Genomic DNA, 23,882 nt, shown 5'->3' on the forward strand with positions numbered 1-23,882 from the left:
GGGCGGTTTGGCATAGAGCAACAGCCCAGACAGAGGTGCGCCATGGCCGATCCGAAGAAATTGTTCATCAAGACCTATGGGTGTCAGATGAACGTCTATGACTCTGAGCGTATGGCCGAGGCTATGGGCGCGGATGGCTATGTCACGACTGAAACCGCCGAAGATGCCGACATGGTGTTGCTGAACACCTGCCATATTCGCGAAAAGGCCGGGGAAAAGCTGTATTCCGATCTGGGCCGGCTGAAAAAGCTGAAAGCCGCGCGACCGGATGTGAAGATCGGTGTGGCAGGCTGTGTGGCGCAGGCCGAGGGTGCCGAGATCATGCGGCGGATGCCGATTGTGGATCTGGTGGTTGGTCCGCAATCCTATCACCGTCTGCCGGAAATGGCGCGGGCGAACACGCCGCAAGTCGATACCGACTTCCCGCTGGAAGACAAGTTTGACCTGCTGCCAGAACGCAAGGCAACCCGTGGCCCGATGGCATTTCTGACCGTGCAGGAAGGCTGCGACAAGTTTTGCGCGTTTTGCGTGGTGCCCTATACCCGCGGCGCCGAGGTTTCGCGCGATCCGCAGCGGATCCTGACCGAAGCGCGTGGCTTGGTCGAAAAAGGCGTGCGCGATCTGACTTTGCTGGGCCAGAATGTGAATGCCTTCCACGGCGATGGCTGGACACTCGCGCGGCTGATCCGCGAACTGGCGAAGGTCGATGGGTTAGAGCGTATCCGCTACACCACCAGCCACCCCAACGACATGGATGATGACCTAATCGCCGCCCATGGTGATCTGCCGAAACTGATGCCGTATCTCCATCTGCCCGTTCAATCAGGCAGCGACCGGATCCTGAAGGCGATGAACCGCAAGCACACGGCAGAGGCCTATCTGCGCCTGATCGAACGCATCCGCGCGGCGCGGCCCGATATTCTGCTGTCGTCGGATTTTATCGTGGGTTTTCCGGGTGAGACCGATCAGGATTTTGAAGATACCCTGTCGCTGATCAGGGCGGTCAATTATGGCGCGGCCTACAGCTTCAAATACTCTGCCCGCCCCGGCACCCCGGCGGCGGAAAAACCCGAGATTGACGGCGCGGTCGCCGATGCGCGTCTGCAAACCCTGCAAGCCCTGATCACCCGGCAGCAGCGTGGGCTGCAAGAGGCGATGGTCGGGCGTGAAGTGGGCGTGCTTTATGAGAAAGCCGGGCGCGAAGCCGGGCAGATGATTGGCAAGTCGGATCACCTGCACGCAGTGTTCGTGAACGACCCAAATGGCCGCGTTGGTGAGATGGTGCGGGTGAGAATCTTAGCTTCGTCCTCCAACTCTTTGGCAGGCGCGCGTATTTCGTGATTGCCATTCAACCGGCATCGTTTCCGTTGCGTCAGCAAAGCTTTTGAACTGGCAGAATTATAGACGAACACGCAACAATTAGTCTTGAAAAAGCCACAAACCCATAGATTTTGCTTTACTTCACAAGACGGCCTCGGCAAACCTGCGATCATAAATATGTGAATTCCGACATGGTTGAAGGGGAGCTGCCACAGTGGAGCGTTTTTCCAGAGCAGTGAGAATGGCAATCGGGGGCGCGGCAATGGCTGCCGGCCTGATGATGGCAAGTGGGGCGATGGCGCAGACCGCGCCGCAGGTCGCTGGCAAGATCGAATGGGGCGTCTGGGTTGATGACGACGGCTGTATGCACTGGTGGGCAGACGGCGGTGTCGAAGGCTATATGCTGGACCGCGTGAACCCCAAGACCGGCAAGCCGGTTTGCCTGAAGCGCAACACCTGTCTGGTGCAGAACACCGACACGCTGTTTGCCACCGACAGCGCCAAGCTGACGGCTTACGGGCGCCGCTATCTGACCGATTTCTTCCAGAACGCCGGTGCGTTTGGCTATGCAATCTATGGCCACACCGACAGCCGTGCATCGGATGAATACAACATCAAACTGTCGCAGCGCCGTGCCGCGTCGGTTGCTGCCGTGGCGCGCTCGGTCGGGGCCATGGTGGATCGTGAGATCGGCTATGGCGAGCGTCAGCCGCGCGCGACCAACGCGACCGCCGAGGGGATGCAGCAAAACCGCCGCGTCGAAGTCGTCTGCTATAAGTGGTGATGAACATGTCCAAAATTACAGTTTTCCCGCTTCTGGCCTTCGCCGCACTCAGCCTCAGCGCTTGCGTGGACGGTCTGACCCCTTACACCGCCGGACCGAACACGGTGATCGCAACCGCCAAGGATTCCGGTCGTGACAGCACTGGGCTGATCGAAGGCGAAGCCGCCATCGCTTATGACCCCGATGGCTGCCAAGGCTGGATCATCGACGATGGTGTCGAAGGCTACTCGGGCCGCCGGTATGACCCGGTGTCGGGCCTGCCGGTCTGCAACAATCACTACCCGCCGGGCACGGTTCTGGGCAACTACCAGACCTCGTCGGCGCCGATCCGCGATTATGTGCCCGCGCGCCGCAACTGATCTGCGCTTGCACTGTGAAATCAAGCAAAAGACCACGGAAATTTCCGTGGTCTTTTTTTATCGCCTGCTTCTTGCGCAAACATGTCGCTGTCATCACTTTGATAACAAGAACAAGCAGGTTGTTCTTGCCAGAGTATTTGGCGCGCCTACACTACATCTAGACGTCACCTGAACCGCAAGGAGATCCCTTTGGGCATCAGCGCGCTAACGCCCCCGACCCGTTCCGAGGATATTGTCGAGACTGTCCTCGAATTTCCCGATAACCGGCTGCTGATCAGCCTTTGCGGCGAGTTTGACCGTAATCTGGCACAGGTCGAGCATCAGATGGGGGTGCATGTGCTGCGGCGGGGCAACCGCCTGTCGGTGATAGGTGACAAGGTTGCGCGCGAACAAGCGGCGGCTGTGCTGCGCGGTCTGTATGCGCGGCTTGAGCAAGGGCGCAGCGTTGTCGCGGGCGATATTGACGGCGCGATACGGATGGGGCGGCCAATGCCGGATACCAAGCTGGAAGGATCGGAGCAGATCGAGATGTTCACCGGCGGCGGTGGCATCGAATTGCGCACCCGCAAAAAGCCGATCGAGCCGCGCACCGAGGCGCAGAAGGAATATGTGAAGAACCTGTTCGCCAATGAGATGGGCTTTGGCATCGGGCCTGCGGGCACCGGCAAAACCTATCTCGCGGTGGCGGTGGGTGTGACCATGCTGATCTCGGGCGCGGTTGAAAAGATCATCCTGTCGCGTCCGGCGGTTGAGGCGGGCGAGCGTCTGGGCTTTCTGCCCGGCGATATGAAGGAAAAGATCGACCCCTATATGCAGCCGCTTTACGATGCGCTGAATGACTTCCTACCCGCCAAGCAGATTCAGAAGCTGACGGAAGAAAAGCGGATCGAGATTGCGCCGCTGGCCTTCATGCGCGGGCGGACTTTGTCGAACGCCTTTGTGGTGCTGGATGAGGCGCAGAACGCCACTACCATGCAGATGAAGATGTTCCTGACCCGTCTGGGTGAGGGTTCGCGCATGGTGATCACCGGCGACCGCACCCAGGTCGATCTGCCGCGCGGCACCGCCTCGGGCCTTGCCGATGCCGAGCGGATCTTGAAGGGCGTCAAGGGTGTGACCTTCAACTACTTCTCGTCGAAAGATGTGGTGCGGCATCCGTTGGTCGCCCGCGTGATCGAAGCCTATGAGCGGGACGAGGCGCAGGGCTGAACCGAGCTTGAACAGGCTGCGGCACGTGATCGGATTGCGCGCGTGCCGCGCAAGCCTTCTTCAGCGCTGACGCGCGGGTGGGGGCTAGCCCCCAAGGGTTTGGCAAGCCAAACCCTTCCCCCAGAGTATTTGGGCCAATGTGAAAGCTTGAGGCAGCAGGGGCATTGCGCTATTGGGCGGCATGGAACCACTTGTTGATATTGTCATCGAGGATGACCGCTGGGCGGATTTCGGGCTGGAGGCTGTGGCCACACCTGCTGTGCGCGCTGCCTTTGCCGAGCTCGGCTTGCCGGAAGTGGGATTTACGCTGTGTCTGATGGGCTGCGATGACGCGCGGATTCTGGAACTGAACGGCGATTTTCGCGGCAAGGCCAAGCCGACCAATGTGCTGAGTTGGCCGTCAGAGGAGCGCGGCGCGGCCGAGGGTGAAGTGCCCGATCTGCCGGAACCGGGGGATGCGGATGATCCCGAATCCTTGGGCGACATTGCAATTTCCTATGACACTTGTGCGGCAGAGGCCGCCGAGGCGGGCAAGCCTATGGCCAATCATGTCACGCATCTGGTGGTGCATGGGCTGTTGCATTTGCTGGGCTATGATCACATTCACGCAGGCGACGGTGATCTGATGGAGGCCACCGAGGTGCGGATACTTGCGCGTCTTGGGCTTTCTGACCCATACTAACCTATCGGCCTTTCGGGGCGTTTTGGAACAAGGACCAATGGGCAGTAGCAACGACGGGTTATCCGCAGCGCCAAGGGCGCGCGAGGATGCCGATGAGGCCGAGGCCTCGCCACGTGGATTCTTTGGGCGGCTGTTGTCTGCCTTCAACTCAACCGACAGCAGTGAAGGCGATGAAGAAGCCGCAGCGCTGACCCCCGCGCAGGGTGGTGGTCTGGGGTTGAGCAACCTGCGGCGTTTGCGGGTCGATGATGTCGCCATTCCAAAGGTTGAGATTGCCGCCGTGCCGCTGGATATCGGCAAGGATGATCTGGTCGAGGCATTCCGTCAGCATGGCTTCAGCCGCTTGCCGGTCTACAAGGGCACGCTGGATCATCCGCAGGGATTGGTGTTGCTGAAAGACTTGGCCTTGCAGCACGGCTTTGGTGCTTCGGGGCGGTTCTCGTTGAAGAAATTGCTCCGCCCGGTGCTGTTTGCGCCGCCGTCGATGCCCGCGGGCACGCTGTTGCAGAAGATGCAGCGCGACCGGGTGCATATGGCGCTGGTGATTGACGAATATGGCGGCGTCGATGGGCTTGTGACCATCGAAGACCTGATCGAAACCGTGATCGGTGAGATTGAGGACGAGCATGACGAGGTTGAAGGCGCGCTCTGGAAAGAGGAATCTCCGGGCGTGTTCGTGGCGCAATCCACCGTGCCGCTGGATGAGTTCGAGTCGGCGATTGGCCTGACCCTGCGTAATGGCGAGGATGACGAGGATATCGACACGCTCGGCGGGTTGGTGTTTCTGCGCACGGGCCGGGTGCCGGTGCGCGGTGAGATCGTGCCGCATGAATCCGGGGCAGAGTTTGAGGTGTTGGACGCCGATCCGCGCCGGATCAAGCGGTTGCGGGTGCGCTTGCCCGGTGCAGTGACGCCTGCCGCGACAGAGGCCGAGGCTTAGGATGCGTTGGGGCTGGCCGGGTTGGCGCGTGGCCGCGCTGGCGACTGGGCTGGGTGTTGCTGTCGCCTCTGGGCAGGCGCCGCTCGGCGCGTGGTATCTGGCTTTGCCCGCTTTGGCCGTCCTGTGTGGCTGGATCGGGCGCGGCGCGGCGCCGGTCTGGCTTTCGTGGTTCGCGGGGGCGGGCTATTTCGGCGCGGCGCTGAATTGGATCGTGCAGCCGTTCATGGTCGATGCCGCGCGCGATGGCTGGATGGCCCCGTTTGCGCTGGTGTTGATGGCGTTCGGCATGGCGCTGTTCTGGGCGCTGGCTGGCTGGCTGAGCCGTTATAGTCGCAATGCCACGCTAGGGTTCGCGTTGGCGCTGGCGGTGTCGGACCTGCTGCGCAGCTATGTGTTGACTGGATTCCCTTGGGCGCTGATCGGCCATATCTGGATCGACACACCCGTCGCACAACTGGCAGCTTACGTCGGGCCGAGTGGGTTGTCGCTGCTGACCGCCTTGCTGGCCGCAGGTTTGGCGCTGCGTCGGCCTTTGCCCGTGGTGGGGGCGGTTGCCGTGCTTGCGGCGGCTTGGGGATTTGGCGCGTGGACTTTGGCACAGCCGATGCCTGCCGACCGCGCGGTGACTTTGCGGCTGGTGCAGCCCAACGCCGAGCAACAGGCGAAATGGGATCCGGCTTTGGCCAATCAGTTTTTCGACCGCTTGCTGAGTTTGACCGCTGCCAAGCCCACGCCTGATCTGGTGATCTGGCCGGAAACCGCGTTGCCCTATCTGCTCGACCGTCACCCCGAGATCGGCGGCATGATCGCCAGCGCGGGCAATGGTGCTCCGGTCGCCATTGGGATGCAGCGGGTGGAAGGCGACAAGGCGTGGAACACGCTTGCGGTGATCGAGCCCGATGGCATGACCGGGGCCACCTATGACAAGCACCATCTGGTGCCGTTTGGCGAATATATCCCATTTGGCGATGCGTTGTTTCAGTGGGCGAATATCTCGGCCTTCGCGTCGCAGATGGGCAACGGCTATATGGCCGGACCGGGGCCGCACCTGCTGGATTTTGGCCCAAAATTGGGCCGCGCTCTGCCGCTGATCTGCTATGAGGCGGTGTTTCCGCAAGACTTGCGTGGCACCGAGCGCGCCGATTGGCTGCTGCAAATCACCAATGATGCGTGGTTTGGCACTCTGACAGGCCCGTTCCAGCACGCAGCCCAAGCCCGCCTGCGTGCCATCGAACAGGGCCTGCCCTTGGTGCGGGTGGCCAATACCGGCGTGACGGCGGTCTATGACGCGCGCGGTCGCATCACCGCCAGCCTGCCGTTCGGAATCGCCAGTTATCTGGATGCCGCGCTGCCCGCCGCCTTGCCGATCACCCCCTATGCCCGCTTTGGCGAGTGGCCCCTGCTGGTGTTGCTGGCCGGACTCGCTGCGGCACTGTTGCAGCCTTGGAAACGCAGGTTCGCTTGACCTTTTCGACGGCTTGAGTCTAAGGGGCTGGATAAAACCCGCACAACGGCTTCCTGGCGTGCGGCGATAACCCAACGGAGCACTTCCCCATGAGCCGCCAGAACTATATTTTCACCTCGGAATCCGTGTCCGAGGGCCACCCGGACAAGCTTTGCGATCGGGTGTCGGATGCCATCCTCGATTCTTTCCTGACCGAAGAGCCCAACGCGCGCGTGGCGTGTGAGACCTTTGCAACCACCAACCGCGTGGTTGTGGGCGGCGAAGTCGGCCTGTCGAGCGAGAAAAAGACCGCCGACATGGTCGAGCGCGTGGAAGACATCGTGCGCGCCTGTGTCAAGGACATCGGCTACGAGCAGAAAAAGTTCCATTGGGAAAAGGTCAAGGTTCACAACTATCTGCACGAGCAGTCGGCGCATATCGCGCAGGGCGTGGACAAAGACGGCGCGGGCGACCAAGGCATCATGTTCGGCTATGCCTGCCGCGAGACGCCCGAGCTGATGCCGGCCCCGATCCAATATGCGCACGCCATCCTGAAACGACTGGCCGAAGCGCGCAAATCTGGTGCCGAGCCGACGCTGGGCCCGGATGCCAAAAGCCAGCTTTCGCTGCGCTATGTCGATGGCAAGCCGGTCGAAGTCACCTCGATCGTGTTGTCGCACCAGCACAACAACAAAAAGCAATCCTCTGCTGATATCCGCGCGATTGTCGAACCCTATATCCGCGAGATTCTGCCGGAAGAATGGCTGACCCCGGCAACCGTCTGGCACGTCAACCCGACGGGCACTTTTGTGATCGGCGGGCCGGATGGTGACGCAGGCCTGACGGGCCGCAAGATCATTGTGGACACCTACGGGGGCGCGGCCCCGCATGGTGGCGGCGCTTTCTCGGGCAAGGATCCGACCAAGGTTGACCGCTCGGCAGCCTACGCCGCGCGTTATCTGTCGAAGAACGTCGTGGCCGCAGGCCTTGCCGACCGCTGCACCTTGCAGGTGTCTTACGCGATTGGCGTGGCAGAGCCGCAGTCGATCTATGTCGACACCCACGGCACCGGCACCGTGCCGGATGACGTGATCGAACGGGCCGTCGCGTCCTGCATGGATCTGACGCCCCGCGGTATCCGCGAGCATCTGAACCTGACCAAACCGATCTATGCCCGCACCTCGGCCTATGGTCACTTTGGCCGCGCGCCGGAAGCCGATGGCGGTTTCTCGTGGGAGAAAACCGATCTGATCGACGCGCTGAAAGCGGCGGTCTAACCTGAAACAGGCGCGGCCTCGGGCGGCATCGAGCCGCCTCTCGGCCGCGTTGCCACGGAAGTTTGCAGCGGCGGTGCGCAAGTGCCGCCGCTTGCATAGGGGGATGTGATGACGCACACGGATGTCTCGGGCCTGACGCAACTGGGCGCGGCCACCACTTTGCCCGCAAGCCCGGATCAGGCTGTGCTGGAGAAAGTGCCAGCGGGCCATGCAGGCACGCTTTATTGCGTGCGCTTCACCGCGCCCGAGTTCACCTCGCTGTGCCCGATGACAGGCCAACCCGATTTTGCCCATATCGTCATCGACTACGTGCCGCGCGATTGGCTGGTGGAAAGCAAATCGCTGAAGCTTTACCTGCACAGCTTTCGCAATCACGGCGCGTTCCACGAAGATTGCACGCTGGATATTGGCAAGCGTCTGGTGGCGCTGTTGGATCCGGTCTTGCTGCGCATCGGTGCCTATTGGTTCCCGCGTGGCGGTATCCCGATTGATGTGTTCTGGCAGACAGGCGCGCCGCCCGAAGGCGTTTGGCTGCCCGATCAGGGTGTGGCGCCCTATCGGGGCCGGGGTTGACGCAAGCCCCAAAGCAAGGCTAGAGGCCCACAGAACCACCGGGGGCAGGCCATGTATGATCCAGTCGAACGCCGCAATTTCTACGGCCGCGTGCATGGCAAAACCCTGCGCGCCAGCCAGAAGACCTATCTCGAGGAAGACCTTGGCCGTCTGAGTTTGCCGGGTGTTGTCCGCGATGAGAACCCTGACCGCGCACCCATTGATCTGACGCGCTTTGGCGGCAAGCCGCTGTGGCTCGAAATCGGCTTTGGCGGCGGTGAGCATCTGGTGCATATGGCCGCCACCTATCCCGAGATCGGCATCATCGGTTGCGAGCCTTTCGTGAACGGCATCGCGATGTTGCTGGGCAAGATTCGCGCGGCGGGGGTAGAGAACCTTGCGATCCATCCGGGCGATGTGCGCGATCTGTTCGACGTGTTGCCCGCAGCCAGCATTGCCAAAGCCTTCCTGAACTATCCCGACCCGTGGCCGAAAGCGCGCCACCACCGTCGCCGCTTCGTCACCCCAGATTATCTCGCGGGCCTCGCGCGGGTGTTGCAGCCCGGTGCCGAATTCCGTGTCGCCACCGACATCCCCGATTATGTGCGCCAAACGCTGGAAGAAGTCCCGCAGGCTGGCTTCACCCTGTTGGATCAGGGCGATCAGCCGTGGTCAGACTGGATCTCGACTCGCTACGAGCAAAAAGCCCTGCGCGAAGGCCGCCCGCCGCATTACCTGACCTTCCGGCGCAACGCCTGACACAGCGGGCAAATGCGCTCCGCGCCAGAGGCTTCTGCTGCGCAGCAGGGGCATGGGTTTGACGGTAAAAGCAGGGGTAACTCACCGCTGAAGAGTAACCCAAATAACGCCTATACCGATACAGCCACAACATATTGTGGAATTTAGCCCTAAATTCCATAAAAAGCACAAGTCATTCCCAGTTGGGAATACGTTTCAGGCTGACCTCGCGCCGTTTCCAAAAGACGGAATGCCAGCAGAACGGTGCAGCGGCAGCTGCGTGCGCGGCCCCCTCGATGGGGGCCAAGCGCGCAGCCCTTTTCAGGTCAACCGTGGACCCCGGCCTTTGCTTGCGCTATCAGCGTGCAAACTCGCTTGCAGGAGACCGCGATGTCCGCCCATGCCACCGCCCAACCGATGACCGCCAGCAAATCCGGGCCGCTGAAAGGCACGGCTTCTGTTCCGGGTGACAAGTCGATCAGCCATCGCGCGCTGATTTTCGGGGCGATGGCAGTGGGTGAGACCAAGATCACCGGGCTGTTGGAAGGGCAGGATGTGCTGGACACCGCGAAGGCGATGCGGGCGTTTGGCGCGACGGTGGTGCAGCACGGACCGGGGGCTTGGTCGGTGAATGGCGTCGGCGTGGGCGGCTTTCAAGAGCCTGCCGATGTGATTGATTGTGGCAACTCAGGCACCGGGGTGCGGTTGATCATGGGGACGATGGCGACCACGCCGATGACAGCGACCTTCACGGGCGATGCGTCCTTGCGCAAGCGTCCGATGGGGCGGGTGACGGACCCGCTCAGCCTGTTCGGCACTCAGGCCTATGGGCGCAAGGGCGGGCGGTTGCCGATGACGGTGGTAGGGGCGGCCAACCCGGTGCCGGTGCGCTACGCTTTGCCGGTCGCTTCGGCGCAGGTGAAATCGGCGGTGCTGCTGGCAGGGTTGAACGCGCCGGGGCAGACGGTGGTGATTGAACGCGAGCCGACGCGGGATCATTCTGAGCGGATGCTGCTGGGCTTTGGTGCGCAACTGACTGTTGAGAAGACCAGCGAAGGCAATGTCATCACCTTGACCGGGCAGCCGGAACTGCGCCCGCAGACCGTTGCGGTGCCGCGCGATCCGTCTTCGGCGGCGTTTCCGGTTTGCGCGGCACTGGTGGTGGAAGGTTCGGATATCTTCGTGCCGGGGGTTTCGCAGAACCTGACCCGCAATGGCCTCTATCTGACGCTGGTCGAGATGGGCGCCGATATTGAATTCCAGAACCCCCGCACCGAAGGCGGCGAGCCGGTGGCGGACCTGCGTGTGCGGTTCAGCGACAATATGAAGGGTATTGAGGTGCCGCCGGAACGCGCGCCGTCGATGATTGATGAATATCCGATCCTTTCCGTGGTGGCGGCCTGTTCGACGGGCAAGACAGTCATGCGCGGGGTGAAGGAACTGCGGGTCAAGGAATCTGACCGGATCGACGCCATGGCGCGTGGCCTTGAGGCTTGCGGGGTGAAGATCGAGGAGGATGAGGACACCTTGATCGTGCATGGGATGGGCGCGGGCGGCGTACCCGGTGGGGCGACCTGCGCCACCCATATTGACCACCGGATCGCGATGTCTTTCCTTGTGTTGGGGATGGCCGCGAAGGCCCCGGTTTCGGTCGATGATGCCTCGCCCATCGTGACCTCTTTCCCGATTTTTGAGGGGTTGATGACGGGTCTGGGGGCCACTTTGCGGGCTGGCGGGCAGTAGGATCTGGCGAGGTTCCAACGCGGGACCGCTTTTGCTTCAGCGAAGGCGAGGGCTTAGGTTGGTCGAGGCCCCGGATCATGTCCGGCGCGGCGTGGGGAGGGTCGGATGCGGGTGATTTACTGGGCTTTGCCGATCACCGCAGCGTTGGCTTATGGCATTTGGCACCACTACGCGGCGCTGGTTTATGTCGGCGACCTGCCGCCATTTGATCTGCATTTTTACGGGTTTGAAGATGGGCGGGCCTATCTGGCCGGACTGTCGCCTGCTGCCAAGGCGACCTATCTGGGTCCGCTGCACCAAGCCGATACCGTGCTGCTGTTGGCGCTGGCCGCGACCCTGATGCTGCCGGTCTGGCGGCGGCGCTGGCTGTGGTGTGCGCCAGCGCTGGCCTATGCCGGATTTGACCTGTTGGAGAATGGGGCAGTTTCGGGCTTGCTTGTGCAGGGGATCAGCGAACCGGGAGAGATTTACACGGTTGCGATGCTGACGGGCTGCAAGTTTCTAGCACTTGGCCTTGCGGTGATCTTGGCGCTGTGGGGGCTTTGGCGGTTGCGGCCCGCTGCGCGTTAGGGGTGGTGCGTGAAATCACGCACCCTACGCGGGCATTGGTCTGGTGGCGCTTGGGCTGTGGTCGGCGTATAGAGGCGGAAAGCGCATGTGCGGGATGGAAGGGCATCGGATGGGAACGTATTACGCGGCGGTTGAGGTTTTTGACGCCGAAGGTCAGGCCAACATGCCGGATGGGGCGGAATATGGCGGCGAGGCGCGGTTCTTTGTGCTGACCGCCGAGGATTTGTCCGAAGCCTTGGCGACACTGGCCAACTCAATCGCCGTCAATGGTTTGCGACTGGACCGCGTGCTGCACGCTGGTGCAGTTGAGGCGTTTGACGATGAAATCCTGCCATTTGAGATCGACATCGACGGGATGGCGGAAACCGCGCAGGGCTCGGGTGAGATTTGCGTCTCGGAATCGCATCCGTTTGAGCCGGATGAAACCGATGGCGTGGCCTCGGGGGTCTATGCGGTGTGTATCGACGCCTTCGATATGGAATGGGCGGATGAGGACGAGGGTGAGTATGGCGGGCATTACCAGCTTGCGGTGATCAAGGCCGAGACGGCAGCCGATGCTTTGCAGCAGTTGGTAGAAGATTTCGAGGCCGAGGGCATCGTGATTCTGTCGCTGGAAGGGTTGGTCGATGCCAAGGCCTTTCCGTTTGACGCCTATGAGTTCCAGTTTGAGGAAGACGATGCCGTGGGTGATGTGCTGGAGCAGGGCGGCATGATTGTGTCGAACGCCTATGCCTATCCGCCGGAAGCGCCGCGCAAGCTGGACAGCTAAGATGAGGGGGCTAGCCCCCTCAGACCCCTAGGATATTTGAGCGCAGAGGATGACCATGCAGTTTACAGTGGCCATTGATGGGCCTGCGGCGGCGGGCAAGGGCACGATCGGGCGGGCCTTGGCGGCACGGTTTGGCTTTGCGCATCTGGATACCGGGCTTTTGTATCGGGCGGTGGGTGCGCTGGGCGGTGATCCGGTGGCAGCGGCGCGGGGGCTGCGCGCGGCGGATTTGCAGCGCGATGATTTGCGGTCGATGGCTGCGGGGCAGGCGGCGAGCCGGGTGGCGGTGATCCCGGAAGTGCGGGCGGCTTTGGTCGATTTCCAGCGCCGGTTTGCGCGGGCTGAGGGTGGGGCGGTGCTGGATGGTCGTGACATTGGCACGGTGATCTGCCCAGAGGCCGAGGTGAAGATTTACGTCACCGCCAGCGCGGAAGTACGCGCGCATCGGCGGTGGCTGGAGGTCGGCGGCGATGCGGCGCGGGTGCTGGCCGAGGTGATCGAGCGCGATGCGCGGGATATGGGGCGGGCCGAGGCTCCGCTGCGGCCTGCGGTGGATGCGGTGGTGCTGGATACTTCGGCGATGGCGATTGAGGCGGCGGTGGCGGCGGCGGTGGCGCTGGTTGAGGCGCGGCTGTGACAGCACGCGTGGTGCTGCATCTGCCCGCGCATCTGCTTGCGCGGTTGGCGTCGGGCAAGCCTTTGTTTTATGCGCAGATCCGTGATTGCGTGCTGGCGCGGCGCGGGGCGGTTGATCTGGTCGAAGGCTTTGACAAGTCTGCTTGGCGCGAGGATGGCGATTTGCACATCGTCGAGAATGGAGCGGGGCAAAGGCCGGGTGTGCTGAACGCGGCGACGGCCTATCTGGACGGGTTTATCCATGTCGATCCAGTGGGGATACAAGCGGCGAGCCGGATTGGTGGATTGCTATATGATCCGGCGGCGGTGGATGGTGCGGCGGCGGCGGATTATCTGGCTGCGTTGCAGCGGCGGTTCGTGCTGCCGAGACGCTCGCGTTACAAGCAGGAGCGGGCTGGCCGCGATCTGCCTCAGGGCGCGCTGGCTGTATTTTTGCAGGGGCCAGCGCCGCAGCGGAACGGACAGGCCTATTGCAGCTTTGCGGCGATGCTCGAGGCGGTTTGCGCTGGGGCCGGGGGGCGTCCGGTGCTGGTAAAGCCGCATCCGCTGAAGCCAGAGCTGGGGGCCGAGATCATCGCGAAAGTGCGGGCGAAGGGGTTTGACCCGATTGAAACAGATGCCAATGTGCATGACATTCTGGCGGCATGCAGTGCCACGGTTTCAATCAATTCGGCGACAGCGCTGGAGGGGTTCTTGCACGGCAAGCCTGCCGTGTTGTTCGGGAAATCGGATTTTGCGGCGCTGGTGCAGACGGCGCTGGAACCGGGGGAATTTGGCAGCGCGCTGGCGCGGGCGTTGGACAATCCGCCAGATTATGCGCGGGCGCTGTATTGGTATTTCGGGCTGAACTGTCTGGATGTGCAGGCCGACAACTTCGAGGCGCGGTTGCTGGCGATCTTTGCCGAGGCCGGGTTTGACGCGGCGCGGTTGGGCTTGTGTTAGCGCCGGGGCGGTGGGCCGACGGAATTGCGCACCACCAGATCGGGGCGCAGCAGAATCTCGGTTTCGGCGGGGTCAGTATCGGACAAAAGCTGCAACAGCAGGGTCATCGCGTGTTTGCCGATCAGGCCGCGCGGTTGGCGGATGGTGGTGAGGGAAGGCTGCATGAAGCTGGCCTGCGGCACGTCGTCAAACCCCGTCACCGAAAAATCGCGTGGCACATCATAGCCGCGCGCGGTCAGGCCCAGCATCACGCCGATGGCGGTCTGGTCGTTCACGCACATGAAGGCGGTGGGCAGGGTGTCGCGCAGGAAAAGCTGATCCACCGCCAAGCGTCCGCTTTCGATGGTGCCGTCACCGTCCATCACGATTCGACTGCTGGCCGGGATGCCTGCGGCGTCCAAGCCTGCCTCGCAGCCCAGACGGCGGCGGGCATAGGCCAGACGGTTGCGATTCTCGCCGATGAAGGCGATCTTGCGGTGTCCTTCGGCGATCAGCAATTCCACCGCCTTGCGCGCGCCCTCGATGTCATCGACGCCAACATAGGGAATCCCACCGTTGAAAACGGGTTCAAACACCCCCACCGTGGGCGGCAGGCGGGCCGTCATAGATTGATGGCCAAAAGGCAGGATGCCGGTGAACAGAATCATCCCCGCCGCCTGATTTGAGCTGAAAAACTTCAGATACTCGATGCCGCGCTGGGCGTCGTTCTGGGTATGGCCGATCAACACGCCATAGCCATGCGCGCGGGCCTCGTTCTCTAGCCCCACCAGAATGCTGGAAAAGTTCGGGTCGCCAATATCGGGGGCGACCACCAGAATCATGTTGGATTTACCCAAGCGCAGACTGCGCGCCATGGCGTTGGGAGTGTATCCTGTCAGCGCAATCGCCTGATTGACCTTCAGCCGCGTCGATTGCGCGACCTTTTCGGGCAGATGGATCGCGCGCGAGACCGTGGCAATCGAAACCTCGGCGATACGAGCGACATCTTCGATGGTAGCGGGCGCATTTGACACGGGAGGACTGGCCTTTGGTTGCTGCGCCAGACCCTACAGGGGCCGCGCGCCGGGTGCAAAGCAGATGCGTGATGCCGTGAATGTAAACCTTTACATGAAAAATGCAAAGGTTTACACCTATGAGGCGGAGAGGAGCCGCGAGGGGGAAATCATGGAGTCAGGGGCCGTGGCCGGTGGTGACATCGGCGCGACAAAGCGTGATGACATCGTGCTGTCTGCGCAGCGCGTCAGCAAATCCTTTAACGGAGTGCAGGTGCTGTTCAGCGTGGATTTCAACCTGAAGCGCGGCGAAATTCACGCGCTGATGGGCGAGAACGGCGCGGGGAAATCGACGCTGGTGAAGATTCTGTCGGGGTTTGAACAGCCGACCTCGGGAGAGATCCTGCTGGACGGTAAGCCTGTCAGGCTGCCCCCAAATGGCGCGGCAGAGGCGCTGGGCATCGTGGTGATCCATCAGGAATTCAACCTTGCGGAACATCTGACCGTCACCGAAAGCCTGTTTCTGGGCCGCGAGGTTGCGCGGCTTGGTGTGCTCGACCGCAAGTTCATGCGGCGCGAAACCCGGCGCGTGCTGGATATGCTCGGGTCGAAAATATCGGAGACCGCGCAGATTTCCAGCCTGACCGTGGCCGATAAGCAGATGGTCGAGATTGCCAAGGCGATCAGCCGCGACGCACGCATCGTGTTCATGGACGAGCCAACCGCCGTGCTGTCGCGCGACGAGACCGAGGCGCTTTTCAAACAGGTGCGCAAACTGCGCGATCAGGGCACCAGCTTTGTGTTCGTGTCGCACAAGCTGGATGAAGTCACCGAACTGACCGACCGGGTGACGGTGTTGCGCGATGGCCAATGGGTAAAAACCGCGCCGACGGCATTGCTGGATGGCGAATCGATTGCGCAACTGATGGTCGGGCGCGAACTTTCCAGCCTGTATCCGCAAAAGGCCGAGCCTAATGTCGATGAGACTCGAGTGCTGTCGGTGGTGGGCGTGAATACGGCGCATGTGAAGGACGCGCATTTCGATCTGCGCCGGGGTGAGATTCTGGGCTTTTCCGGTATGATCGGCTCGGGTCGCACTGAGTTGATGGAGGCGATTGCCGGGCTTTATCCGCGTCTGTCGGGTGAGGTGCGGGTGGGCGATCAGGCGATGCCGCCCGGTGATGTGCAAGCCACCAAACTGGCGGGTCTGGCCTATATGACCAAGGATCGCAAATCCAAGGGCCTGTTGCTGGGGTCGGATATGACCAGCAATCTGACGCTGCAATCTTTGGATCAGCATGGCCGTTGGGGCTATCTCAGCCCTGCGAGCGAGAAGAAGGCGCTGGCGCGGGCGCGGCGGCGTTTTGACATCCGGGTGCGCGATGCCGGAGTGGTGGCGGGGCGGATGTCGGGCGGCAATCAGCAAAAGCTGCTGCTGGCCAAGGTGATGGAGATCACGCCGAAAATCCTGATCATCGACGAGCCGACGCGCGGTATCGACGTGGGCACCAAGCAACAGATTTACCATTTCATCGCGGCGCTGGCGCGCGAGGGCTGTTCGGTGATCGTGGTGTCTTCCGAGATGCCGGAGATCATCGGGCTTTGCACTCGGATCGTGGTGATGCGCGCGGGGCGGATCGTTGGCGTGCTGGAAGGCGACGAGATCAACGAGCAGGAAATCATGCGCTATTCGGCGGGCTTGAAGCAGAAGGCGGTGGCGTAAGATGGGGGATGGGATGACGACCAAGAGCCAGGCAGGCGAAGATCAGGTTGAGCCGAAGCGGCGCTGGCAGGATGTTGATCTGCGCGCGGTGGCTCCATTTGTGGCGCTGGCGCTGCTGCTGTTGCTGGGCGCGCTGGTGAACCCGAATTTCATCGGCTTTAACAATCTGGCCAATGTCGCCACCCGCAGCGCCTTTATCGCGCTGATCGCGGTGGGGGCGACCTTTGTGATTTCCTCGGGCGATCTGGATTTGTCGGTGGGGTCTATGGTGGCATTTGTTGCCAGCCTGATGATCTTGTTCATGAATTCCGGCGCGATTGCTGACCCCGGCATGATGATTGCGGCGGCGATAGTGCTGGCCTTGGTGGTGGGCGGTTTGTGCGGTCTTGCTAATGGCTTGATCACAACGGTGGGCAAGATCGAACCGTTTATCGCCACCCTTGGCACGATGGGGATCTATCGCGGGCTGACGACGTGGCTTTCCCAAGGTGGCGCGATCACCCTGCAATCGGCGGAACAGCAAGACCTGTATCGCCCGGCCTATTTCGGGGTGATTCTGGGCGTGCCTGTGCCGATTATCGTGGTGCTGGTCGTGACCTCTATTGCGGCGTTCATCCTGTATCGGATGCGCTATGGTCGGCATGTGGTGGCCGTGGGCTCGAACGCCCATGTCGCGCGCTATTCCGGCATCAAGGTGGACCGGGTGCGCACTTGGGCCTTTGTGATCCAGGGCCTGTGTGTAGCCATCGCGGTGGTGCTGTATGTGCCGCGTCTGGGATCGACTTCGGCCACCACCGGGATTTTGTGGGAGTTGCAGGCAATCACCGCCGTGGTGATCGGCGGCACCGCGCTGAAGGGTGGTGCCAGCCGGGTTTGGGGCACGATCTGCGGTGCCTTCATCCTCGAACTGGTGGGCAACATCATGCTGCTGTCGAATTTCATTTCCGAATACCTGATCGGGGCCATTCAAGGCGCGATCATCATCATCGCCATGCTGGTGCAGCGGTCTTTGGTGCGGAAATCCTGAAATAACTGGCCGGAGCGTGGGTCGCCCGGTCATTCACTGCCAGACCCAACCAAAGGGAGGAATAAAATGCGTAAAGGACTATTGAAGCTTGCGACCGTCGCGACACTGGCGCTGACCACCGCCAGCTTTGCTCAGGACAAGAACTATACCGTCGGCGTCTCGATCCCGGCTGCTGACCATGGCTGGACTTCGGGTGTGGTGTTCCATGCCAACCGTGTGGCCGAAAGCCTGATGGCGCAGCATCCGGGGCTGAACATCATCGTCAAGACCTCGCCCGATGCCGCGTCTCAGGCCAACGCGCTGCAAGACCTTGAGACCCAAGGCATCGACGCGCTGGTCATCCTGCCGAGCGATCCCGATCCGCTGGTCAACTCGATCAAAGAGATCAAATCTAAGGGCACCTTCGTGGCAATCGTCGACCGCGCGCCCTCGGTGAACGACGATTCCGTGCGTGATCTCTATATCGCCGGGAACAACTATGCCTTGGGCGAAACCGCAGGCAACTACATCAAGACCACCACCCCGGACGCCGAAGTTGTGGTGATCCGCGGTCTGCCGATCCCGATTGATCAGACCCGCCAGGATGGCTTTGACAAGGCAATCGAAGGCTCGAACGTCAAGGTGCTGGACCGTCAGTTCGGCAACTGGAACCGCGATGACGCTTTCAAAGTCATGCAGGACTATCTGACCAAGTTCCCGAAAATCGACGTGGTCTGGTGCCAGGACGATGACATGGCCGTTGGCGTGTTGCAGGCGATCGAGCAAGCAGGCCGCACCGACATTCAGTATGTCGTGGCAGGGGCCGGGTCGAAAGACATGATCAAGAAGGTCATGGATGGCGACAAGATGATCCCAGTTGACGTGCTGTATCCGCCGGCCATGGTTGGCACGGCGCTGGAGATGACGGTCGCGGGCCTTTATGCCCAAGTGCCGATGCGCGGCACCTTCACCGTCGATGCGACGCTGATCACCAAAGACAACGCCGCCGCCTACTACTTCCCCGACTCGCCGTTCTAAGGCTGTTCGGAACGGCTGAAATGCGCCTGCCCATTGATTTGGGCAGGCGTTTCCCATTTACGCGCGCGCCCTTCACGCCTGACAAACAAACCACCCACCGCGCGGAATCAAGGGCGCTGCCCTGTGGTGGTTGTTCAGCTTTCATGCGTAAAATGCGCGGACATTCACCCATTTCCGACATCGCCTCGGATCAAGTCCGTGCCGGTGGAGAGTGGTTTTAGGCGCTTGCCAGCATCCTTAGGCTTGCTTCCTCGGATCCCGCGCCAAGAGCCGCATTGCGTTCAGCGTCACCAGCACGGTCGCCCCGGTGTCGGCCAGCACGGCGATCCAGAGGCCGGTAAGGCCCAGCACGGTTGTTACCAGAAACACCGCTTTCAGGCCCAAAGCGATCACTACGTTTTGCCGCACGTTGGTCATCGCGGCGCGGGAGAGCCGGATCATCGCAGGCAGGTCGGTGAGTTTGTTGCGCAGGATCGCGGCGTCAGCGGTTTCCAGCGCCACATCGGTGCCCGCCCCCATCGCCACCCCCACATTGGCCTGACGCAAAGCGGGGGCATCGTTGATGCCATCGCCGACCATCATCACGCCGCCCGCCGCTGCCAGCTTTTGAATGGCGGCGATCTTGCCTTCGGGCAGCAGGCCAGCCTCTGCGGTGATACCCAGCCGGGTCGCCACTGCTTTGGCTGCGCCGGGATTGTCGCCAGTCAGCATCACCGCCTGCAAACCCAGCGACTGCAACTGCTGCAATGCCTCGGCAGCTTCAGCACGCGGCTCGTCGCGCAGGGCGATCAGACCCAGCGCCGCACCGTCGCGGGTGATTTGCACCACCGTCTTGCCCTCGGCCTGAAGCTGCGCCACCGCAGGCAGCGCGGCATCAGCCACGCCGACATGCAGCCGCGCGCCGGCGATCATCGCCTCTACCCCCTTGCCGGGGAAGGCGCGGGCCTCGGTGCTGGGCAGCAGTGGCACTGCATCGGCCTTGGCCTGCGCCACAATCGCCATCGCCAACGGATGTGTCGAACCTGCCTCGACCGATGCCGCGAATTGCAGCAAATCCTGCGCGGCGATACCTGCGGCGGGCAGGGTATCTGTCACCACCGGGCGGCCTTCGGTCAGCGTGCCGGTCTTGTCGAGTGCGACCGTGTGCAAGCTGGACATTGCCTCGATCACAGCACCGCCCTTAATCAGCAAGCCATGCCGCGCGCCCGTCGAAAGTGCCGCGGCGATGGCGGCGGGGACCGAGATCACCAAGGCGCAGGGGCAGCCGATCAGCAACAGCGCCAGCGCGCGATAGGTCCAGGTGCCCCAATCCGCACCCATCGCCAGCGGCGGCAACAGGGCGACCAGCAGCGCCACGGCGACGATGGCGGGCATATACCAGCGGCTGAAACGGTCGATAAAACGCTCGGTCGGGGCGCGTGCGGCTTCGGCTTCGGCGACCATTTGGGCGATGCGGGCAAGCGTGCTGTCGGCGCTGGCTTTGGCCACCCGCACCCGCAGCACGGCTTCGGTGTTGATCGTGCCCGCCAGCACGGCGGCCCCCGGCCCTTTCGTCACCGGGATGCTTTCGCCCGTCACCGCACTTTCGTCGATGCCAGAGCTGCCCGAGATGATCTCGCCATCCACCGCCAGCCGATCACCGGGGCGAACCTGAATGATCTGGCCGGGGCGCAGGGTTTCGGCGGCAACTTCATGGCTGTGGCCGTCATGCTCTAGCAGAGCGGTGGCGGGCACGAGTTTGGCGAGGGCGCGGATACCGTCGCGGGCCATGTTGGTGGCCACACCTTCCAGCAATTCGCCCACCGCGAACAGGAACACCACCAATGCGGCCTCTTCGGCGGCACCTATCACCAAGGCACCGGTTGCAGCGATGGTCATCAGCATTTCAATGGTAAACGGCATCCCCGCGCGCAGCGCTGCCAGTGCTTTGCGCGCCACTGGTAGCAGGCCGATCAGACAGGCAAGGATGAACCCCCATGCGGCATGATCGGCAAGAACTGTCCATTTCGCGATCTGCGCTGCGGCCAGCAAAACCCCACTGAACAGCACCAGACGCGCCTTGGCGGTGTGATACCAGCGCACATCTGTGGGTAGATCGGCATGGCTATGGGGTTCATGGTCGCCGTGGCTGTCATAATCATCCGTTTTCGCGGTGGTTGTGGCGCTGATCTGATAGCCAAGGCTTTGCACCGCGCGCTCAATCTGCGCCGGGGCGGTGGTTTGCGGCGCAAGATCCAACCGCAAGTGCTCGCTCAGCAGGGTGATGTCAACGCCGCTAACCCCCGGCAGACGTTCCACCGCCGTCTGGATCTTGCGCGCGCAGGCGGCGCAATCCATGCCGGTGATCTGCCATTCATGCGAGTCCTTGCCGGATAATTCAGTCATTTCAGCCTCTTGCCATCATCTTGCGCAGCCCTTGCCGCACCGCAATCCTATAGCTAATGTCTCTAGTACCTATAGGTTCAAGAGGTATCTTATGTTGACCATCGGAAAATTGGCCGCCGAGACCGGGGTGAAGGTGCCGACGGTGCGCTATTATGAACAGATCGGCCTGTTGCCCGCGCCCGAGCGCAGCAGCGGCAATCAGCGGCTTTATGGCCCGGTGGCGCGGCAGCGGCTGGCGTTTATCCGCCACGCCCGGACTTTGGGCTTTCCGCTAGAGGCGATCCGCGATCTGCTTAGCCTGTCGGATCGCCCCGATCTGCCCTGCTCTGCCGCCGATGCGATTGCCAAGGCGCAACTGCGCGCGGTGCAGGCACGCATCACCCAATTGAAAGCGCTAGAGCAGGAATTGCAGCGCATGTTGGTCCAATGCGCGCATGGCACGATTGCCGATTGCCGGGTGATCGAGGTTTTGGGCGATCACCGTCAATGCGCGCATGACCATGACGCGGTGCCGGTTGAGTAGCCGCCGCCCTTTGGCATTGAAACATTCCGTGGGCGGCCCGCAGAAATCGCAACCGAAATCGCTGATGTGGCGCTGGGCAATGCGGTTCAAGGTTAGAGCTTTCCCACAACGCCAAGGCTGCGTCATAAAGAAAGTCCCACCAGTCGCGAGGCGACCCCAGTAAGATATTGAATTTAAAAAACAGTATCGTTCCCTCGCACCTAAGCCGCTTTCGGTGCGCTATATTTCAAGGCCCTGTCACAGATGTGAGATCAGATGATTTTGTCTTTTCGTGAACCTGAGCCATCTTCCTTCCATATCCATGAAGGAGGCCCGCCATGTCTGATGCCCCATATACCCGCGCCGACGTTACCCCGCAGCATCTGTTTCTGAACCGCCGCGCTCTGATCGCCGGGGCTGCTGCCCTTGGCCTCGCCCGTCCGGCTTTCGCAGGCAGTCCCTATTCTACCGATGAGGCCCCCAACAGTTTCGAGGACATCACCACCTACAACAACTATTACGAGTTCGGCTACGACAAGGCCGACCCCGCCGCCTACGCGGGCAAGCTGAAGACTGACCCGTGGAGCGTCACGGTAGACGGTCTCGTCGATAACCCCGGCACCTATTCCCTCGCGGACCTGATCGCAGGCCAGCCCATCGAAGAACGCATCTACCGTTTCCGTTGCGTCGAGGCCTGGTCAATGATCGTGCCGTGGCAAGGCCTGCAACTGTCTGGCCTGCTGCAAAAGCTGGGGGTGAAGCCAGAGGCGAAATATGTGGCGTTTGAAACCGTGGTGCGCCCCGATGAAATGCCCGGCATCACCGGCGGCATGATCGACTGGCCCTATCGGGAAGGCTTGCGGCTGGACGAAGCGATGCATCCGCTGACCATTCTTGCCACGGGTCTCTATGGCAAACCGATGCCGAACCAGAACGGTGCGCCGATCCGGCTGGTGGTGCCGTGGAAATATGGTTTCAAGTCAATCAAGGCGATCGTGCGCATATCGCTGGTGGCCGAACAGCCGGTAACGACGTGGAACACCCTCGCCGCCAATGAATACGGCTTCTATGCCAACGTGAACCCCGAAGTCGATCACCCGCGCTGGAGCCAAGCCTCGGAACGTCGCATCGGGGGTGGTTTGTTTGCGGGCCGGATAGATACGCTCAAGTTCAACGGATACGGCGATCAGGTGGCTAGCCTGTATGCAGGCCAGGATCTGACGAAAGATTACTGATGATCAACACGCTCAACCAAACCGCCCGCCGCATCCCGGCCTATACTATATACATAGCTGGCATAGCGCTGGCGGCTTGGACGATCTACGCCGCCCTTGCCACCCCCGACCCCGCCAAAGTGTTGGAGCGTGATTTGGGCACCCGCGGTCTGCAAATCTTAATCGCCACCCTCTGCATCACCCCGCTGCGCTGGTATGGTGTGAACCTGCTGAAATTCCGCCGCGCGCTGGGCCTGATGGGCTTCATGTTCATCACGCTGCACTTTCTGACATGGATGCTGTTGGACCTCGCCCTGCGCTGGTCCGAGATTCTGACCGATCTTACCAAGCGGCCGTTCATCATCGTCGGCTTCCTCGCTTTCGTGGCGCTGATTCCTCTGGCCGTGACATCGAACAACGCGATGATCAAACGCCTTGGGGCCACGCGCTGGAAACGGCTGCATTGGCTGGCTTACCCGGCGACTTTGGCGGGGGCAGTGCATTTTGTGATGATCGGGAAGGTCTATACGCTGGAATCAGCGCTTTATTTTCTCGCCGTCGCCGGACTTTTGATCGCGCGCCGACTCAAATCGCGGAAAAAAGCGCCGCAACCTGCCTGAGTCGTGCTGCGCTGCGGCAATGCGGGGTAAGAAAGTTGCGCAAAACAGGGGTGTTTGCGGAGGATGCTTCCGCCAACCCCGCCAAAACACGAGGAAATTCACAAATCTGTAAAAAAGTGGGGGTGGATGTGTTTTTTGCTATTGCGGCTTCCGAACGCTTTGCCTAAACACCGCCTTACCGAAGCGAAACAGCGACGGTGACGGACTGAAGCGAAGCGCAAGCGGTTGTAAAGGTTCGGAAAATCTGAAGATGAGGCCTTCGACGAAGCGCTAAGATTTAGCGCCCCGTCGGAAATTTTGTCCGAAAGATCGCTCTTTGACATTGATGATAGTTGAAGGGATATGTGGGCGGTTTGGGCGCATCGGCGTCGCAATACGTAGCATATCTGACCAGCAGGGAATTTGGCGAGAGCTGAGCTACCGATGACCTGGTAAAG

At 61.6% G+C, this 23,882-nt stretch carries 23 protein-coding genes and 1 riboswitch; of the genes, 21 read left to right on the forward strand and 2 right to left on the reverse strand.

Annotation, left to right across the window (positions count from 1 at the left end):
• Positions 1-42 precede the first annotated feature (42 nt).
• The 15 genes from miaB (at position 43) to ACFOGH_RS15190 (ending at position 13,965) form a co-directional block, all read left to right on the forward strand.
• Positions 43-1,341 (forward strand): tRNA (N6-isopentenyl adenosine(37)-C2)-methylthiotransferase MiaB, encoded by a 1,299-nt coding sequence (gene miaB / locus ACFOGH_RS15120; RefSeq protein WP_380073909.1) that lies wholly within the window; start codon positions 43-45, stop codon positions 1,339-1,341.
• Positions 1,342-1,582: 241 nt separating this feature from the next.
• Positions 1,583-2,104, forward strand: coding sequence for an OmpA family protein (locus tag ACFOGH_RS15125; RefSeq protein WP_380073910.1), 522 nt, complete (start codon positions 1,583-1,585; stop codon positions 2,102-2,104).
• A 5-nt stretch (positions 2,105-2,109) separates the two neighbouring features.
• On the forward strand, positions 2,110-2,463 hold the full coding sequence (locus ACFOGH_RS15130; protein ID WP_380073911.1) for a hypothetical protein: 354 nt from the start codon (positions 2,110-2,112) through the stop codon (positions 2,461-2,463).
• Positions 2,464-2,652: 189 nt separating this feature from the next.
• The gene (locus tag ACFOGH_RS15135; protein ID WP_380073912.1) at positions 2,653-3,672 is read left to right on the forward strand and encodes a PhoH family protein; all 1,020 of its coding nucleotides are present in this window, start codon (positions 2,653-2,655) and stop codon (positions 3,670-3,672) included.
• Between the two features lie 181 nt (positions 3,673-3,853).
• Complete coding sequence (gene ybeY / locus ACFOGH_RS15140) at positions 3,854-4,354, forward strand: rRNA maturation RNase YbeY (protein ID WP_380073913.1); 501 nt, start codon at positions 3,854-3,856, stop codon at positions 4,352-4,354.
• 37 nt (positions 4,355-4,391) lie between these two features.
• On the forward strand, positions 4,392-5,294 hold the full coding sequence (locus ACFOGH_RS15145) for a hemolysin family protein (RefSeq protein ID WP_380073914.1): 903 nt from the start codon (positions 4,392-4,394) through the stop codon (positions 5,292-5,294).
• A gap of 1 nt (position 5,295) precedes the next feature.
• Positions 5,296-6,759, forward strand: a complete 1,464-nt coding sequence (gene lnt / locus ACFOGH_RS15150) for an apolipoprotein N-acyltransferase (RefSeq protein ID WP_380073915.1) — start codon at positions 5,296-5,298, stop codon at positions 6,757-6,759.
• A 34-nt stretch (positions 6,760-6,793) separates the two neighbouring features.
• A riboswitch (SAM-SAH riboswitch) is annotated at positions 6,794-6,841 on the forward strand.
• 7 nt (positions 6,842-6,848) lie between these two features.
• A complete protein-coding gene (gene metK / locus ACFOGH_RS15155) occupies positions 6,849-8,015 on the forward strand; it encodes a methionine adenosyltransferase (RefSeq protein WP_380073916.1) in 1,167 nt (388 codons plus the stop codon).
• A gap of 108 nt (positions 8,016-8,123) precedes the next feature.
• Positions 8,124-8,588 carry a preQ(1) synthase gene (gene queF / locus ACFOGH_RS15160; RefSeq protein ID WP_380073917.1) on the forward strand — a complete coding sequence of 155 codons (465 nt, stop codon included), beginning with the start codon at positions 8,124-8,126 and terminating at the stop codon, positions 8,586-8,588.
• A gap of 51 nt (positions 8,589-8,639) precedes the next feature.
• Positions 8,640-9,326, forward strand: coding sequence for a tRNA (guanine(46)-N(7))-methyltransferase TrmB (trmB, locus tag ACFOGH_RS15165; RefSeq protein WP_380073918.1), 687 nt, complete (start codon positions 8,640-8,642; stop codon positions 9,324-9,326).
• Positions 9,327-9,695: 369 nt separating this feature from the next.
• Positions 9,696-11,048, forward strand: coding sequence for a 3-phosphoshikimate 1-carboxyvinyltransferase (aroA, locus tag ACFOGH_RS15170; RefSeq protein ID WP_380073919.1), 1,353 nt, complete (start codon positions 9,696-9,698; stop codon positions 11,046-11,048).
• 105 nt (positions 11,049-11,153) lie between these two features.
• Positions 11,154-11,618, forward strand: coding sequence for a hypothetical protein (locus ACFOGH_RS15175; RefSeq protein WP_380073920.1), 465 nt, complete (start codon positions 11,154-11,156; stop codon positions 11,616-11,618).
• 109 nt (positions 11,619-11,727) lie between these two features.
• Complete coding sequence (locus tag ACFOGH_RS15180) at positions 11,728-12,387, forward strand: hypothetical protein (protein WP_380073921.1); 660 nt, start codon at positions 11,728-11,730, stop codon at positions 12,385-12,387.
• Between the two features lie 55 nt (positions 12,388-12,442).
• Positions 12,443-13,024, forward strand: coding sequence for a (d)CMP kinase (locus ACFOGH_RS15185; RefSeq protein WP_380073922.1), 582 nt, complete (start codon positions 12,443-12,445; stop codon positions 13,022-13,024).
• Positions 13,021-13,965 carry a hypothetical protein gene (locus ACFOGH_RS15190; protein ID WP_380073923.1) on the forward strand — a complete coding sequence of 315 codons (945 nt, stop codon included), beginning with the start codon at positions 13,021-13,023 and terminating at the stop codon, positions 13,963-13,965. The genes ACFOGH_RS15185 and ACFOGH_RS15190 overlap by 4 nt, the downstream gene beginning before the upstream one ends.
• On the opposite strand, the gene ACFOGH_RS15195 is transcribed toward ACFOGH_RS15190, so the two are convergent.
• Positions 13,962-14,978, reverse strand: a complete 1,017-nt coding sequence (locus ACFOGH_RS15195) for a LacI family DNA-binding transcriptional regulator (protein WP_380073924.1) — start codon at positions 14,976-14,978, stop codon at positions 13,962-13,964. The two genes, ACFOGH_RS15190 and ACFOGH_RS15195, sit on opposite strands and share 4 nt — an antisense overlap.
• Before the next feature lie 151 nt (positions 14,979-15,129).
• Between ACFOGH_RS15195 and ACFOGH_RS15200 the strand changes: the two genes are divergently transcribed.
• From ACFOGH_RS15200 to ACFOGH_RS15210, 3 genes are all read left to right on the forward strand, one after another.
• Positions 15,130-16,680 (forward strand): sugar ABC transporter ATP-binding protein, encoded by a 1,551-nt coding sequence (locus ACFOGH_RS15200; RefSeq protein ID WP_380074017.1) that lies wholly within the window; start codon positions 15,130-15,132, stop codon positions 16,678-16,680.
• Positions 16,681-16,693: 13 nt separating this feature from the next.
• Positions 16,694-17,707, forward strand: a complete 1,014-nt coding sequence (locus ACFOGH_RS15205) for an ABC transporter permease (protein ID WP_380073925.1) — start codon at positions 16,694-16,696, stop codon at positions 17,705-17,707.
• A gap of 66 nt (positions 17,708-17,773) precedes the next feature.
• Positions 17,774-18,724, forward strand: a complete 951-nt coding sequence (locus ACFOGH_RS15210) for a substrate-binding domain-containing protein (protein ID WP_380073926.1) — start codon at positions 17,774-17,776, stop codon at positions 18,722-18,724.
• 237 nt (positions 18,725-18,961) lie between these two features.
• Here the strand turns inward: ACFOGH_RS15210 and ACFOGH_RS15215 are convergent, their stop codons facing one another.
• Positions 18,962-21,109, reverse strand: a complete 2,148-nt coding sequence (locus tag ACFOGH_RS15215; protein ID WP_380073927.1) for a heavy metal translocating P-type ATPase — start codon at positions 21,107-21,109, stop codon at positions 18,962-18,964.
• 91 nt (positions 21,110-21,200) lie between these two features.
• On the opposite strand from ACFOGH_RS15215, the gene ACFOGH_RS15220 reads away from it, so the two are divergent.
• The 3 genes from ACFOGH_RS15220 to ACFOGH_RS15230 all read left to right on the forward strand — a co-directional run bounded on the left by ACFOGH_RS15220 (position 21,201) and on the right by ACFOGH_RS15230 (position 23,445).
• Positions 21,201-21,632, forward strand: coding sequence for a MerR family transcriptional regulator (locus tag ACFOGH_RS15220; RefSeq protein ID WP_380073928.1), 432 nt, complete (start codon positions 21,201-21,203; stop codon positions 21,630-21,632).
• 317 nt (positions 21,633-21,949) lie between these two features.
• Complete coding sequence (gene msrP / locus ACFOGH_RS15225) at positions 21,950-22,846, forward strand: protein-methionine-sulfoxide reductase catalytic subunit MsrP (protein ID WP_380073929.1); 897 nt, start codon at positions 21,950-21,952, stop codon at positions 22,844-22,846.
• A complete protein-coding gene (locus ACFOGH_RS15230; RefSeq protein WP_380073930.1) occupies positions 22,846-23,445 on the forward strand; it encodes a protein-methionine-sulfoxide reductase heme-binding subunit MsrQ in 600 nt (199 codons plus the stop codon). The genes msrP and ACFOGH_RS15230 overlap by 1 nt, the downstream gene beginning before the upstream one ends.
• The last annotated feature ends 437 nt before the right edge of the window (positions 23,446-23,882 follow it).

It is taken from the genome of Cypionkella sinensis (assembly GCF_042646385.1).
GTDB lineage: Bacteria > Pseudomonadota > Alphaproteobacteria > Rhodobacterales > Rhodobacteraceae > Cypionkella > Cypionkella sinensis.